The organism is Pseudomonas sp. B21-053, assembly GCF_026016365.1.
In the GTDB taxonomy this organism is placed as follows: Bacteria; Pseudomonadota; Gammaproteobacteria; order Pseudomonadales; family Pseudomonadaceae; genus Aquipseudomonas; species Aquipseudomonas nunensis.
Genome location: NZ_CP087205.1, coordinates 4167707 through 4182365, shown reverse-complemented (window position 1 = coordinate 4182365; position 14659 = coordinate 4167707). Strand labels below are relative to the sequence as shown.

16 protein-coding genes are annotated in these 14659 nt (G+C 60.4%); 5 read left to right on the top strand and 11 right to left on the bottom strand.

The window, feature by feature from the left end; genetic code table 11:
- Positions 1–18: 18 nt before the first annotated feature.
- Positions 19–1623: a methyl-accepting chemotaxis protein gene (locus LOY68_RS18625; RefSeq protein ID WP_265038999.1), complete on the top strand. Its 1605-nt coding sequence runs from the start codon at positions 19–21 to the stop codon at positions 1621–1623.
- 242 nt (positions 1624–1865) lie between these two features.
- Here LOY68_RS18625 and LOY68_RS18620 read toward each other — a convergent pair whose 3' ends face one another.
- From LOY68_RS18620 to LOY68_RS18610, 3 genes are all read right to left on the bottom strand, one after another.
- Positions 1866–2105, bottom strand: coding sequence for a DUF2789 domain-containing protein (locus LOY68_RS18620; RefSeq protein ID WP_054052826.1), 240 nt, complete (start codon positions 2103–2105; stop codon positions 1866–1868).
- Between the two features lie 130 nt (positions 2106–2235).
- Positions 2236–2466 (bottom strand): hypothetical protein, encoded by a 231-nt coding sequence (locus LOY68_RS18615; RefSeq protein WP_054052825.1) that lies wholly within the window; start codon positions 2464–2466, stop codon positions 2236–2238.
- Positions 2467–2626: 160 nt separating this feature from the next.
- On the bottom strand, positions 2627–2875 hold the full coding sequence (locus tag LOY68_RS18610) for a hypothetical protein (RefSeq protein WP_265038996.1): 249 nt from the start codon (positions 2873–2875) through the stop codon (positions 2627–2629).
- A gap of 408 nt (positions 2876–3283) precedes the next feature.
- On the opposite strand from LOY68_RS18610, the gene LOY68_RS18605 reads away from it, so the two are divergent.
- The 3 genes from LOY68_RS18605 (at position 3284) to LOY68_RS18595 (ending at position 5103) form a co-directional block, all read left to right on the top strand.
- A complete protein-coding gene (locus LOY68_RS18605; RefSeq protein WP_054052821.1) occupies positions 3284–3754 on the top strand; it encodes a hypothetical protein in 471 nt (156 codons plus the stop codon).
- The gene (locus tag LOY68_RS18600) at positions 3754–3957 is read left to right on the top strand and encodes a hypothetical protein (RefSeq protein WP_265038994.1); all 204 of its coding nucleotides are present in this window, start codon (positions 3754–3756) and stop codon (positions 3955–3957) included. Before LOY68_RS18605 ends, LOY68_RS18600 begins: the two co-directional genes overlap by 1 nt.
- A 129-nt stretch (positions 3958–4086) precedes the next feature.
- Entirely contained in the window at positions 4087–5103 is a 1017-nt protein-coding gene (locus LOY68_RS18595) for an ABC transporter substrate-binding protein (protein WP_163914387.1), read from the top strand.
- Between the two features lie 146 nt (positions 5104–5249).
- On the opposite strand, the gene LOY68_RS18590 is transcribed toward LOY68_RS18595, so the two are convergent.
- The gene (locus LOY68_RS18590) at positions 5250–7382 is read right to left on the bottom strand and encodes a TonB-dependent receptor (protein ID WP_265038993.1); all 2133 of its coding nucleotides are present in this window, start codon (positions 7380–7382) and stop codon (positions 5250–5252) included.
- Positions 7383–7470: 88 nt separating this feature from the next.
- On the bottom strand, positions 7471–7857 hold the full coding sequence (locus LOY68_RS18585) for a DUF2946 domain-containing protein (protein WP_163914391.1): 387 nt from the start codon (positions 7855–7857) through the stop codon (positions 7471–7473).
- A gap of 95 nt (positions 7858–7952) precedes the next feature.
- Between LOY68_RS18585 and LOY68_RS18580 the strand changes: the two genes are divergently transcribed.
- Positions 7953–8390, top strand: a complete 438-nt coding sequence (locus LOY68_RS18580) for a DUF3995 domain-containing protein (protein ID WP_265038991.1) — start codon at positions 7953–7955, stop codon at positions 8388–8390.
- Between the two features lie 100 nt (positions 8391–8490).
- Here LOY68_RS18580 and LOY68_RS18575 read toward each other — a convergent pair whose 3' ends face one another.
- From LOY68_RS18575 to LOY68_RS18550, 6 genes are read right to left on the bottom strand one after another with little or no spacing between them, the layout of a single operon-like run.
- Complete coding sequence (locus LOY68_RS18575; protein WP_163914393.1) at positions 8491–8853, bottom strand: Na+/H+ antiporter subunit G; 363 nt, start codon at positions 8851–8853, stop codon at positions 8491–8493.
- Positions 8850–9128: a K+/H+ antiporter subunit F gene (locus LOY68_RS18570; RefSeq protein ID WP_054052807.1), complete on the bottom strand. Its 279-nt coding sequence runs from the start codon at positions 9126–9128 to the stop codon at positions 8850–8852. Before LOY68_RS18570 ends, LOY68_RS18575 begins: the two co-directional genes overlap by 4 nt.
- Positions 9125–9613 carry a Na+/H+ antiporter subunit E gene (locus tag LOY68_RS18565; protein WP_265038989.1) on the bottom strand — a complete coding sequence of 163 codons (489 nt, stop codon included), beginning with the start codon at positions 9611–9613 and terminating at the stop codon, positions 9125–9127. Before LOY68_RS18565 ends, LOY68_RS18570 begins: the two co-directional genes overlap by 4 nt.
- Positions 9610–11295 (bottom strand): monovalent cation/H+ antiporter subunit D, encoded by a 1686-nt coding sequence (locus LOY68_RS18560; protein WP_265038987.1) that lies wholly within the window; start codon positions 11293–11295, stop codon positions 9610–9612. Before LOY68_RS18560 ends, LOY68_RS18565 begins: the two co-directional genes overlap by 4 nt.
- A complete protein-coding gene (locus tag LOY68_RS18555) occupies positions 11292–11636 on the bottom strand; it encodes a Na+/H+ antiporter subunit C (protein WP_054052801.1) in 345 nt (114 codons plus the stop codon). The genes LOY68_RS18560 and LOY68_RS18555 overlap by 4 nt, the downstream gene beginning before the upstream one ends.
- Positions 11636–14572, bottom strand: coding sequence for a monovalent cation/H+ antiporter subunit A (locus LOY68_RS18550; RefSeq protein WP_265038985.1), 2937 nt, complete (start codon positions 14570–14572; stop codon positions 11636–11638). The genes LOY68_RS18555 and LOY68_RS18550 overlap by 1 nt, the downstream gene beginning before the upstream one ends.
- Positions 14573–14659: the final 87 nt, after the last annotated feature.

The following is a 14659-nucleotide window of genomic DNA, read 5'->3' as shown; positions in this document are numbered from 1 at the left end:
ACGCATGGGGTGACGAAGATGACGAGAGACGGATCTCTGGTTGGGCATGTGCCTGCACCAGTGCTTGCGCCGAAAAACCTGTGGCTGACGCCGACCTTGCAAAGCATCGCCCTGGTGCTGTTGCTCTGTGGCATGACCTTGGGTGGCGCTTCGCTTTATATCGGCCTGCCCGTGGCCGTGCTGATCATCTGGCTGCCGCGCCTGCGTTCGCGCGCGATCCCCGATTTAATTCCCGTCGACAGCTCAAGCGCGATCGCCGAGCTGACCCGCGACCTTTCCTACACCACCAGTCATAACGCGTTGTCCGCTGCGGGCGTGGCGTTTTCGGTCAAGCAACTGGCCGAGAAGGTGCAATCGCAACTCGATGCGGCCAAGCGGATCGTCAGCAACGCCGAGGTGATGATTTCCACCGAGCAAGCCACATCGACGCTCAGCCGAGAAGCCTTGACCGCTGCCAGTGAGGCCCACGAGAGCAGTGCTGCCGGGCGCACCGAACTGATCGAATCGATCTCGCGCATGCATCAGCTCAGCCAGCGCGCCAGTGCCAGTCGTGAACTGATCGAAGCCCTGAGCCTGCGCAGCGATGACATTCAGCGGGTTACCCTGGTGATCCAGTCCATCGCCAGCCAGACCAATTTGCTGGCGCTGAACGCGGCCATTGAAGCGGCACGCGCCGGGGAGCACGGTCGCGGGTTTGCGGTGGTGGCGGATGAGGTTCGCGGTCTGGCCGCACGCACGGCGACAGCCACCGGCGAAGTCGGGGAGATGGTCGCCGACATCCAGCAACGTACCGCGCAAGTGGTGGAGCAGATCCGCCAGCTCTCCAGCGACCTCGACGTCGGCGTCAAGCAGGTGGAGCACACCGGTCAGCATCTGGAAAACATCGCGCGCCTGGCCGCCGGTGTCGAACATCAGGTCGGGGAAATCGCCCGCGGCGCCGACACCAACCGCGAACAACTCGACAGCCTGTTTCATGCCATCGAACAGATGCGCAGCGATTTGGCGATCAGCGATCAGCAAACCCAGCACCTGGCCAAGGCTGCGGTGCAGATGGAAGGGCAGGCCGAAACCATCAGCGAGCGTTTGGCTGAAGTAGGGCTGGACGACTATCACCAACGGATTTATGACTTGGCTCGGGAAGGTGCGAGCCAGATTGCCGCGCGGTTTGAGGCGGATATCGATCAGGGGCGGGTCAGTCTTGATGACCTGTTCGATCGCAATTACCAGGCGATTCCCAACACCAGCCCGGCCAAGTTCCAGACGCGCTTCGACCGGTACACCGATCAGGTGCTGCCGGCGATCCAGGAACCGTTGCTACCGCGTCATGAAGGTTTGGTCTTTGCCATCGCTTGTACGCAGCAGGGTTACGTGCCGACCCATAACACGGTGTTCAGCCAGCCGCTGACGGGGGATGTGCAGGTGGACACTCTGCAGAACCGCACCAAGCGCAAGTTTGCCGACCGCACAGGGATTCGTTGTTGCAGTCATCAGCAACCGGTGCTGTTGCAGACCTACACTCGCGATACCGGCGAGCTGATGCACGATTTGTCGGTGCCGATCATGCTCAAGGGAAGGCATTGGGGTGGGTTGCGGTTGGGGTATAAACCGGAACAACCACGCTAGGTGCGTGGTCCTGTATCGCCGCCAGCTTGTAGCAGCTGCCGAGGTACGAGGCTGCGTTCGGCTGCGCAGCAGTCGTAAAACCTGAGCATGCGGTCTTCCTGAAACACCGCGTAGCCTGATTTCACGACCGCTTCGCAGCCGAACGCAGCTTCGTACCTCGGCAGTTGCTACGAGCGAATGCAGGCTTGTACTTCGGCAGTTGCTACGAGCGAATGCCAGTTGCTACAAAGTGGGTGTTTCGCTTAGTGAACCTGATGCATCCGCAGGTTCAAATCATCAACCACTCGCGCCCAGTCTGCGTCTTCACGCAGTTGTTCTTTCAGGAACCCGGCTTGTTGCGGCGTCCAGAATTCGGCGTCGATCAGTTTTTTGTCGTCGGGAAGCGGTGAGTGGCTGGCGATGAAATCGTCGATGGCCTTCTCGCTGGAGTCCAGGCCGAGCTGGTCGAACAAACCTTTCAAGTCGTGTGTCGGTGAATCCATGTTCATCTCCTTGCGGGTCGCGTCGAGTGCGAGATCTGAGGGGCGGCTTCACTGCATCTGAGGGAGCCGCGCGTCAGGAGTTCGATTGCGATGGTCGAAAGCAGGAGAGAGCATAGACGGCAAAGCAGGATCAGGCTTTCAATGCACCTTCATCGACCGCCAGCTTCAGGGCCTTGGCGGCTTCCAGGGCGGCGATCAACGCAACGTCCGAGGTCTTGAACCAGCGATCTTTCTCGACCTGGTGATAGGTCACGGTGGTCAAGGGTGGTTTGGCGCGCATCACAATGACAGCCTGGAATTCGCCTTCGACTTCTCTGGCTTCGCCCCGGATAAAAAATTCACCGATATCAAATTCCGTCACGTAGCAGCCTTCCCTTGGAAATATTATGTTGTATTGAAAGCCGTCCGCCGAGGGGCCGGAATTCATGGGTTGTGCAGTATGGCAGTAGTTGCCGGCCGACGGCTGAGTTAAGTCGTCGGTGTGACGAAACGTCATTCGGGATAAAGACAAGGGTGGGGCGTCAGTTGCGTGTCGCCAATGAGCGGGCGAGAGTGCAGGCGTCGTTATGATTAGTGCGGAAACCTCTTACACGTCCGGTGGCAGTTTCCTTGATGTGGAAGAACGACTTGCCGGCCGGTATCACCTGAAAACGCGGCATGACAAGCGTTTGCGAGGCCAGGGCATAAGCTTGCAACACCACGGGATGCGGGTTCGCAGGGTGGTTTGTCGAGGCGGTAGAGTGTTTCGCAAAGTGAGTCATGGTGCACATAAGAAGTCCTTTTCATGTTTTTACCGACGTGTGTTCGTCGTTTTGAGTAGTCTCGATGAGCGTCGCTGCTCTAGAATCGCCATCACTGTTGGCGATTGGCGTCCATCTAAAGCAATTTTTTACGGGCGATATGTCGGAAAAGTGCTTTTCTTGAAGGGTTTTTTCCCTAAAGTTAGTAGTCCGCTTTTTCTGGCCGCCAGAAGGGCGTTTTCCTTCAAGGTTTGGCGAACGTCAGGGAGGACGGCGCAGGTGACAATCCAGTAATCTCACTGACCTCGCGATAGATGAGCGCTCTGCTCAGTTCAGGATTTTGACCCGGCTCATTCGGCAACACATTCGCCATGGCCGCTTTTTCTGCTGTGCGTTTTTCCTGCGTGCAGCATCATTTTCAGATGTGGGGATGTTTCCTTGGCAGTAAGTAATCTTGATATGCACGCGTTGTTCGTCCTGGGCGATTTGCGTGCAAAGTTGGTTAAGCAGTTCCAGTCCCGTTTTGTCTATGTCACCGAACAGAACGCCGAAGGCATCTACATTGCCGAAATCGATACCGAAGAAGCGCTGGTGGTGGACGACAAGCCTGGCCTGAAACTCAAGGTCGGCGATCATTTCAGCGCCTCGGTGTTGCCGAGTCGCGAAGGCGGAAAACTGGACATCAAGTTCCGTGAAATCAAACTGACGGTGTATGGCCTGGGCGATTACGCGTTTGTCACTACTGCTGACGGTCACGGGATTGTGTTCAAGGAAGGCCATAGCGTGGTGATGGTGTTCGCCGCTCACCAACAGTTGCAGGAAGGCCTGACCAAGACCCTCAAAGCCGTGACGGCCAAGGCCGCCAAGTGGCGCAAGGGTGAACTGGTGACCTTCAAGGCCAGCGAGTAATGCCCTTGGCCCGCGCCGATTTCCACCTGCAGAACCTTGCCAGTGCACAGGCCGAGGCCCAGCGCCTGTTCGACCAGAAGGCCATTCTGCAAGGCGGTTGGCTGACTTGGGTGGCGTCACAGATCTACACCCTGCGCCCGGCGGAATACGCCAGCATGGTGCGAAGGGAACTGGTGCGATTGCAGCAACCTTCTGAAAAGTAATCCTCGTACCTCGTGATCCCTAAAAAGCGGGAACCTCTACTACAGTCAATGGACTGAGTATTCAGAGGCTTGCGGTCTTGTCTGTCAGGCCATCCTGCTATTGCTGTGAACAGCACGAGGTGCAAAAGCATGAAAGGACTTCGACGGTTGCTGGCCGCTACCCTGGCCACCTTTGGTTTACTGGCTTCACCGGTGCCGGTGTTCGCGGCCCAGGCGCCGATCCACTTCGCCGACCTGAACTGGGAAAGCGGCAGCCTGATCACCGATATCTTGCGGATCATCGTCGAGAAGGGTTACGGCCTGCCGACCGATACATTGCCGGGAACCACCATCACGCTTGAGACCGCCCTGGCCAACAATGACATCCAGGTCATTGGCGAGGAGTGGGCGGGGCGCAGTCCGGTGTGGGTCAAGGCCGAGGCCGAAGGCAAGGTCGTGAGCCTGGGCGATACGGTCAAGGGCGCCACCGAAGGCTGGTGGGTGCCGGAATACGTGATAAAGGGCGACCCGGCCAAAGGCATCAAGCCGCTGGCGCCGGACCTGCGCAGTGTCAGCGATTTGCCGCGCTACAAGGATGTGTTCAGCGACCCGGAAAGTCCGGGCAAGGGACGCTTCCTCAACAGCCCGATCGGCTGGACTTCGGAAGTGGTCAACAAACAAAAGCTTACGGCCTATGGGTTGAACGACAGCTATGTGAATTTCCGCAGTGGTTCCGGCGCAGCGCTGGACGCGGAGATCGCCTCGTCGATTCGCCGTGGCAAACCGGTGTTGTTCTATTACTGGTCACCGACGCCGTTGCTCGGGCGCTTCAAGTTGATCCAACTGGAAGAACCGCCGTTTGACGCCGAAGCCTGGAAAACCCTGACTGACGCCGACAACCCGAATCCGAAACCGACCCGTTCGCTGGCCTCGAAACTGTCGATCGGGGTGTCCACGCCGTTCCAGAAGCAGCATCCGGAAATTGCCGAGTTCTTCAGCAAGGTTGATTTGCCGATCGAGCCGTTGAACAAGGCTCTGGCGCAGATGAGCGAGAAACACACCGCCCCGCGTCAGGCGGCCGAGGCGTTCATGAAGGCGCATCCGGACGTTTGGAAGGCCTGGGTGCCGAAGGATGTGGCGGATAAGGTGAGTGCCAGTCTGAACTGACCGGATGCCCCCGTAGGAGCTGCCGAAGGCTGCGATCTTTTGATCTTGTTCTTAAAAAGCAAGATCAAAAGATCGCAGCCTTCGGCAGCTCCTACAGGGGAACGCATTCCAATGTGGGAGCGGGCTTGCTCGCGAAGCTTGTGCTCTTAGAACCGCGTCTGCACCGCCAACTCGAAGGTCCGCGGTGTCCCGAGGTAATACGCCGGCGACACATGTGCAAACTCGGCATACACCTCGTTGGTCAGGTTGCGCACCCGGCCGGTGACGGTGGTGTGCTGGTCGACCTTGTAGCTCAGGAAACTCCCGAACAGCGTGTACGACGGCACGGTCATGGTGTTGGCGTTGTCGGCAAACACTGAATCCACGTACCGCGCATCGACACCTCCCTGCCATTGCGGCGCGAAGTCGTAGGTCAGCCACAGGTTGCCGACCCGATCCGGCACGTTGGTCGGTGTGTTGCCTTTACGTGAAACCACCACACCCGCCGCGTTCTTCTCGTTGAACTCGTCGTATTGCGCATCGACCCAGGCGAAGTTACCTTCGGCCAACAGCTTGTCGGTGATCCTGAAAGACGTGGCCAGCTCGATGCCTTTCGATGTTTGCTGACCCACCGGAATACTTTGCGTCGTGTCCAGCGGATCAGTCACCGCGAAATCCTTGCGCTCGATCGTATACGCCGCCACCGTCGCCGAGCCGCGACCGCCCAGATAATCAAACTTGCTACCGACTTCCCATTGCTTGCCGGTGGACACGTCGAAATCCTGCGTGCCGTTGGGCTGTTCGGCGGCGGTGCTGTATTGCACGTAGACGCTGGCCGAGGGGATGAACTGGTAAGTCAGGCCGACGCGGCCGGTGACCGGTTCCCAACTGCGCTTGAGGTGTCGGGGATTGCTGGCGGTCACTGCGCGGTGATTGGTCACGTCCAGGTCGATGTCGTCGTAGCGCAGGCCGGTGAGCAGCGCCAGTTTGTCGGTCAACGCCAGACGGTTTTCGACGAACAGTGCCTGGGTGGTCACCTCGTTGGTCTTGTCGCTGATCAGTTTCGGATTGGTGCCCGGAATGTCGTAGAAGTGCCCCGGCTGGAAGTTGTTCGGGTCAACGGTGCTGGCGCCTTTGACGTTCAGCGGCGAGTTGGTGGTCTGGTTGACCTTGTACTCGAAACCGCCGGACCAGGTGGTGTCCAGACCGAACAAGGTGTTGTCGTGGCGCAGCTCGAACTGGTTGCCATTCTGTTCACCCTGATGCCGCACCTGATACGCCGTCGAGCGGTTCACCGCGCTGTTGTCGGCGTTGTATTGGTAGGTTTCCAGGTTGCGATAGTCGCGCTGACTGTCGAGGTGGTACAGGGTGTTGCGCAGGGTGGTGTTGTCGTTGATCCGGTAGTCGATGATCGAGCGCACCCAGACCGTGCGTTGCTCGTAGCGGCCATCTTCGACGTTGTAGTTATTGAAACGGTTATGTCTGTCGATCTTCAATTCGCCGGCCTTGGGATTGAGCACCGGCGTGCCCCAGTAAGGGCTGTCCTCGTGTTCGTCCTGATATTCCAGGGCCAGGGTGTGGGACAGGTTCGGCGTCAGGTCGCTGAGCAGCGAGAACGCCACGCTCCAGGCGTCGCGCTCCTGACGGTCGATGTAGCCGTTGCTGGTGTTGTGGCTGACGTCGAGTCGCGCGTAGTGCTGAACGTCCGCCCCGGCTTCGCTGAGGGCGTGGTTGAGGCCGAATGCGGTTTCGGTGGTGTCGTAGCTGCCGTAACTGATCCTGCCTTCCGCGGCTTGCTCTTCACGGGTCGCCAGTTTGGTCACGTAGTTCAGCGAGCCGCCTACGGAGCCGGCGCCATTGATCAGCGACGACGGGCCGCCCACCAGTTCTACCCGATCATAAATCCACGCGTCCACTGGGCGGGCGAGGCCGCCGGAGACATTGATGCCGTTGAACATCTGGGTGATCTGGCTGCTGGTGAAACCGCGATAGGACACGAAACCGCCGAAACCCGGCGGCGCGCTGGCGTTCACGCCGGGCAAGGTGTTGGCGGCGTCCTGGAAGTTCTGTGCACCGTGGCGCTCGATGTCATTGCGGTTGGCGATAGCCACCGAGGCCGGGGTGTCCCGCACGCTCAAGCCCAGGCGCGAGGCCATGCCGCTGGATTGATCAAGGCTCAGGCCCGGTTCGGTACCGTCCTCGCCATCAATGGTGATCGGCGCCAGATCGACAGTGGATTGCGCCCAGGTGTTAACGGACAGGCAGCCGAACAGGCTGGCCAGAAGAGGAAGATGTTTCATCGATGAATCCTGAATACTTGGCTAGGAAACAGCGCACAGGCAAACGCCACGCGTTAGCGAAGTGAGCTGATCAGAAAGGCGAAGTTGTTCAGGCGAACGGCGGGGCGCGCGGGTTGGCTGACGGCCAGGTGTAGCGGGCGGGGAGGTCAATGTCGGCAACGACAGCCAGCGGCGGGCTGTGTTGTTGCGGAAGGATCGCCAGGGTCAGGCTGGAATTGAACGCCGGGCCCATGCCGCCGGTTGAGCACAGCGGGCAGCCAAACGCCTTGGACAGGGTTGGCAGCTTTTCTTCGGAGGTGTTTGAAGCGACGGGTGCCTGGGTTGCCGGGTCCACGGCACAGAACTGGCCACCGAGACCGTTGAGCTGCATTCCGACCATTTGCCCGTGACCGATACTGCAGGCGAACACGTTGAACAGGACGCAGCAATAAAGCATCCAGGCCATCAATGTGCGATCAGTTCGGGCAAATTTCATGGGGCAGCACTTTACCACCGCAGATGACATTTACCCTTACAAAAATGCTCGATGAAGTTCATCCTGCTGCGACATTTCACGCTGGAAGTCTGAATATGAGCCTAATGGTCGCGCAATGGATTGCTGCAATCTTCCTGTTGATCAGCCTGATTCATGTGTATTGGGCGGCAGGTGGCAAGTTGGGAAGCGAGGCGGCGGTGCCGCGAGTGCCTGGGGAGGGTGGCGGAGAATCAAGGCCAGCGTTCAAGCCTTCGGGTTTTGCCACGTTGCTGGTCGCGGTGGGGTTGCTGCTGATCGCGATGCTGGTGTGCTTGCGGGTCGGGCTGTACTTGCCGACGGTGCAGCACTGGTCGCTGCAATGGGTGATCAGCGCCATTGCGATGCTGATGTTCGCCCGGGCGATCGGGGATTCGAATCTGGTGGGGTTCTTCAAGCAGGTCAAGGATTCGAAGTTTGCCCGGCTCGATACTTGGGCTTATTCGCCGTTGTGCGTGGTGTTGGGGGCCGGGTTGTTGGCGGTTGCCTGGATTTGATCCAGGGGTAAAGCAAGATCAAAAGATCGCAGCCTTCGGCAGCTCCTACGGGTGTACACATTCCCCTGTAGGAGCTGCCGAAGGCTGCGATCTTTTGCTTTTAGCTATCGCTTTCTGTGTGCCGACTACTCACCTCAGCCGGCACATCATCCCCGGCCATACGTTTGCGGAACAACGCCGCGCGCGCCAGCAGCAACGTGGTCACCGGCACCGTGATTGCCAACAGAATCGGAATCAGCCACGCGTGCAATATCGGCGCGGACTTCAGTGCCGAAAAGTAAATGATCGACGCCAACGCCACACACCACGCACCCAACGTCGAGGCCAGCGCTGGCGGGTGCATGCGCTGGAAGTAATCCTTCATCCGCAACAACCCGGCCGCGCCAATCAGCGCAAACAGACTGCTGAGCACCAGCAGTATCGCCACCGGGATCTCGACCCACAACGACAATTCGCCATTCATTCGATCACCTCGCCACGCAGCAGGAATTTGGCCAGGGCAAACGAGCCGACGAAACCGAACAGGGCGATCAGCAGCGCCGCCTCGAAGTAGGTGTCACTGGCATAACGAATACCCAGGGTCAGCATCATCAGCATGGCGATGATGTACAGGTAGTCCAGCGCCAGAACCCGGTCCTGGGCCGAAGGGCCCTTGAACAGGCGGATCAGCGTCAGGATCATCGCCAGGGAAAAGATGAACAGGCTCAGCAGGATCGCGTTCGACAGCAAGGCGCTCATTCGAAGATCTCCATCAAGGGCCGCTCGTAGGTGGTCTTGAAGTGCTCGATAAACGACGCTTCGTCATCCAGGTCGAACACGTGCAACAACAGAATGCTGCGGTCCAGCGACAGTTCCGACCAGACGGTGCCGGGCACCACGGTGCAGATCATCGACAGCGCCGCGAGGCCGTTGGCGTCGTGCAAATCCAGCGGCACTTTGATAAACGCCGAGCGCGGTGGACGGCGACCGGCGTTGAGCACGCCCCAGGCCACCGCGAGGTTAGACGTGACTACGTCGCGCCCGACCAGGAAAAACAGCCGCACAATCACATCGGGCCGCCGAATACGGATGGGCAACGGCCGCAATTTGCGCATCATCAACGGCGCACAGAATCCGAGCATCGCACCCAGCAGCAGATTGCCGGGGCTCAACGACAGGTTCAGCAGCAGCCATAACAGCCATAGCGCCAGGGACAACCACGGTGCAGGAAACAGGCGCTTCATGGTTGCACCTCTGCCATCGCAGTCTTGGCTTCGGGGCTCGGAACCGCGCGGGTACCGAGCACCGCCATCACGTATTGCTGCGGATTGTTCAAGGCATCCGCCGCAGCCTGGGTGTAGCGCAACAGCGGTTCGGCCTTGAAGGTCAGCGCAATGCTCAGCCCCAGCAACGCGATGATCGGCAAGCATTCAAAACGTCGCAGCAGTGGCGATGGTCGCTCTTCAGGCGTCCAGAACCGCTGGATGCCCAGGCGCGAGAAAGCAATCAGCGAAGCCAGCCCGGACAGGACCAGCAATGCCAGTAAGCCCCACGCCGCGTTCGATACCGGCACCTCAGCGCTATGGCCCAGACCCAACGGGTTGAGCAGGGCGCTGAGCAGGCCGAGCTTGCCGATGAACCCGGAAAGGGGCGGCATGCCGATGATCAGCAGCGAGCAGGCAATGAAACTCAGACCGAGGAACGCCATGGTCCAGGGGATCACCTGGCCGACCACGGCTTTTTGTTCGTCGTCGAGGTTGATGCCTTTGGGCGGTTGCAGGGATTCCATCGGCCGTGGCAGCAAGTCGCCGTCATCGTACAGCGGCATCTCATTGACCGAACGCGAACGCTCAATCAACTCGGCCAGCAGGAACAGCGCGCTCAATGCCAGCGTCGAGCTGACCAGATAGAACAGCGCCGCGCCAATCAGGTTCGGCTGGGCGAAACCGATGGCCGACAGCAAGATCCCCGCCGACACCAGAATGCTCAGGCTGGCCAGGCGTTCCAGGCGTTGCGCGGCCAGGATTGCCACGCCGGCGCAGACGATGGTCGCCATGCCGCCGTAGATCAGCCAGTCGCCGCCAAAGTAGGCGGATGCCCCGGCCTGGCCGGAGAACAGCAGCGTCCACAGGCGCAGCAAGGTGTAGATGCCGACCTTGGTCATGATCGCGAACATCGCCGCCACTGGAGCGCTGGCGGCGGAGTAGGCCGGCACCAGCCAGAAGTTCAGCGGCCACATCCCGGCCTTCGCCAGGAACGCTACCGCCAGAATCGCCGCGCCAGCATGCAGCAGGCCCCGATCAGCCTCAGGCACCAGCGGGATTTTCATCGCCAGGTCGGCCATGTTCAGCGTGCCGGTGACGCCATAGATCAGCGCCGCGCCAATCAGAAATAACGACGAGGCCAGCAGGTTGATCGAAATGTAATGCAGCCCCGACGACACCCGCGCCCGGCCCGAGCCGTGCAGCATCAGGCCGTAGGACGCGGCCAACAGCACTTCGAAGAACACGAACAGGTTGAACAGGTCAGCGGTCAGGAAGGCGCCGTACAGGCCCATCATTTGAATCTGGAACAGCGCGTGGAAGCTTGAGCCGGCGCCGTCCCAGCGAGCCATGGCGAACAACAGGGCACTGACGCCGATGATCCCGGTCAGCACCAGCATCAACGCCGAGAGGCGATCCACCACCAGCACCAGGCCGAACGGCACTTGCCAGTTGCCCGGCAGGTACACGCCGATGGAGCCGGGCACGCCAGTGGTTTGCGTCCATTGCAGCAGCAACACGGAAATGCCCAGGCCGACCAGGCTGGAGAACAGGTTGATCTTGGCTTTCAACGGACGATGTTTTTCGCCAAGCATCAGCATGATCGCGGCGGTCAGCAGCGGCAGCAGAATCGGTGCGGCGATCAGGTGCGTCATCGCATTCATTCTTTAGGCTCCCGGCCATCCACATGGTCGGTGCCGGTCAGGCCCCGAGAGGCCAGCAGCACCACCAGGAACAGCGCGGTCATGGCAAAGCTGATGACGATGGCGGTCAATACCAGCGCTTGTGGCAGCGGGTCGGTGTAATGCAGCAAATCCTGGGGCACGCCGTCCTTGATGATCGGCTCCTTGCCAATAAACAGACTGCCCATGCTGAAGATGAACAGGTTGACGCCGTAGGACAGCAGGCACAGGCCCATGACCACCTGGAACGTCCGTGGCCGCAGGATCAGCCAGACGCCGGACGCGGCCAGAATGCCGATGGCGATTGCGATGACTTCTTCCATCAGACGGCTCCTTTGGCGGCAACGGATCGGGGCAGGGCGGCGGATTTAGGTTGTGCCGCCGTTTTGTGACCCCGTACCGATTGGTGGGCGAGGGCGGTGAGGATCAGCAGCGTCGAACCGACCACCACGGCGTACACGCCGATGTCGAAGAACAGCGCGCTGGCGACATGAATGTCGCCTAGCACTGGCAAGTTGAAATGCCAGGTGTGGGTGGTCAGGAACGGGTAGCCGACCACCATCGCACCCAGACCGGTAGCTGTGGCGAACAACAGCCCGGTGCCCATCCAGCGCAGCGGCCGCAGGCTCATTTGCGCCTCGACCCACTGCGTCCCGGCGACCATGTATTGCAGGATAAAGGCGACGGACATCACCAGCCCGGCAACAAAACCGCCACCCGGTTGGTTGTGGCCACGCATGAACAGATAGAACGAGACCACCATGGCAATCGGCAGCAACAGGCGCACCAGCACTGCCGGCACCATCATGAAACCGAGGGCGGTGTCGCTGGCCTGACGCGGGTTGACCAGGTCAGTAACCACGTCGGGTGCGAGCAAACGCTGCTGGGCCGGCAATTGCAGGCTTTCTTTTGGTGGGCGGAAGCGGCGCAGCAGGGCAAACACAGTCAGCGCCACGGCCACCAGCACGGTGATTTCACCGAGGGTGTCGAAGCCACGGAAGTCCACCAGCATCACGTTGACCACGTTGCTGCCGCCGCCTTCAGGCAGGGCGCGACTGAGGTAGAACGAGGAAATATCGTTCGGCGTCTGGCGGGTCAGCATCGCGTAGGACAGCAACGCCATGCCGCCACCGACCAGGGCCGACAGCAGCAAGTCACGGATACGCCGGATGCGCGCCTTGCGCAGAGTGCTTGGCAGCGGCGACACCTCTTCGATCCGGCGTGGCAGCCAGCGCAGGCCCAGCAGGATCAGGACGGTGGTCACCACTTCGACCACCAACTGCGTCAGGGCCAGGTCCGGTGCCGAGAACCAGACGAAGGTTACGCAGGTCATCAACCCGCAAACACTGACCATGGTCAGGGCCGCGAGACGGTGATACTTGGCCTGCCACGCGGCGCCGAGGGCACAGGCAATCGCCAGCAGCCAGAGGATCACGAACACAATCGAACCCGGAATCTTCGGTCGGTCGCCCCAGCTCAGGCTGCTGTGCAGCATCGGGATCAACCCGGCCAGTACGGCGGCGAGCACCATCAGGAACAACTGGGTTTGCAAGCGTTTGGTGCTGATCCGCCGCTCAAGGCGTCGGGCCAGGCGCATCATGACCACCAGGCTGCGCTCGAACTGGCGCTTGCCATTGAGGCGGCCAATCAGCGGCGGGTACTTGAAGCGTCCGCGCTTGAGCTGATTGCGCAGCAGCAGGTAGAGCACGATGCCGCCGGACATGGCGATCAGGCTCATGATCATCGGTGCGTTCCAGCCGTGCCAGATCGCCAGGCTGTATTCAGGCAGGGTGCCGCCGACCACAGGCAGGGCCGCTGCAGCGAGCAACGGGCCGACCACTTGTGCCGGGAAAATCCCGACGATCAGGCAGGTGAACACCAACAACTCCACCGGCGCACGCATCCAGCGTGGCGGTTCGTGCGGGATGTGGGGCAGGTCGGTGGCGGGCGGGCCGAAGAACACGTCGACGGTAAAGCGCAGGGAGTAGGCGACGCTGAAGGTGCCGGCGATGGTCGCGACGATAGGCAACGCCATCTCGACCCAGGCCGTGGCGTTGATGAACACGGTTTCGGCGAAGAACATCTCTTTGGAGAGGAAACCGTTGAGCAACGGCACGCCGGCCATCGAGGCGCTGGCGACCATCGCCAGGGTGGCGGTGAACGGGATCAGCTTGATCAGGCCGCTGAGCTTGCGAATGTCCCGGGTGCCACTTTCGTGGTCGATGATCCCGGCGGCCATGAACAGCGAAGCCTTGAAGGTGGCGTGGTTGAGAATGTGGAATACGGCGGCCACGGCGGCCAGCGGACTGTTCAGGCCCAGCAGCAGGGTGATCAGGCCCAGGTGGCTGATAGTCGAGTAGGCCAGCAGGCCCTTGAGGTCATTCTGGAACATCGCGCAATACGCGCCGAGCAACAGGGTGCAGGCCCCGGCCCCGCTGACGATGTAGAACCATTCTTCACTGCCGGACAGCGACGGCCACAACCGTGCGAGCAGGAAGACCCCGGCCTTGACCATGGTTGCCGAGTGCAGATAAGCCGAAACCGGGGTGGGCGCCGCCATTGCGTGGGGCAGCCAGAAGTGGAAGGGGAATTGCGCGCTTTTGCTCAAGGCGCCGATCAGGATCAGGGGCAGCAGGATAGGGTAGAGGGCATGTGCGCGAATCAGGTCGCCGGCGGCCAGGACCTTGTCCAGGTCATAGCTGCCGACCACATGGCCGAGTAAAACAACCCCCGCCAACAGGCACAAGCCCCCGGCACCGGTGACCATCAGCGCCATATAGGCGCCGCGGCGGGCATCCGCGCGATGGTGCCAGTAACCGATCAACAGGAACGAGAAGAGACTGGTCAGCTCCCAGAAAAACACGATCTGGATCAGATTGCCGGAGATCACCAGCCCGAGCATGGCGCCCATGAACGCCAGGAAAAACGCGAAGAACCGTGGCACCGGATCGTCCGGTGACATGTAGTAGCGGGCGTACAGCGACACCAGCGTGCCGATGCCCAGCACCAGCAGCGAGAACAGCCAGGCAAACCCGTCCATGCGCAGGACGAAGTTCAAGCCCAGGCTGGGCAGCCAGAAAAATTCTTCGCGGATGACGCCGCCATGGGCGATTTGCGGGTACAGGAGGGCGACCTGGATGGTGCCAATCAAGGCAACCAGGCCAGCCAACAGCGATTCGGTGTTGCGCGCGTTGTGTGGCAGCAAGGCCGCGACACAGCTGCCGATAAAAGGCAGAAGCAGTAGAACTATCAGGGACATAGGCTTCTAATCTGCGGAAGTTTGTGAAGCATCATACGTGCCAGATCCTGGATCGCAAAACGCCAACTTGTGGCAGGATCCTACAAG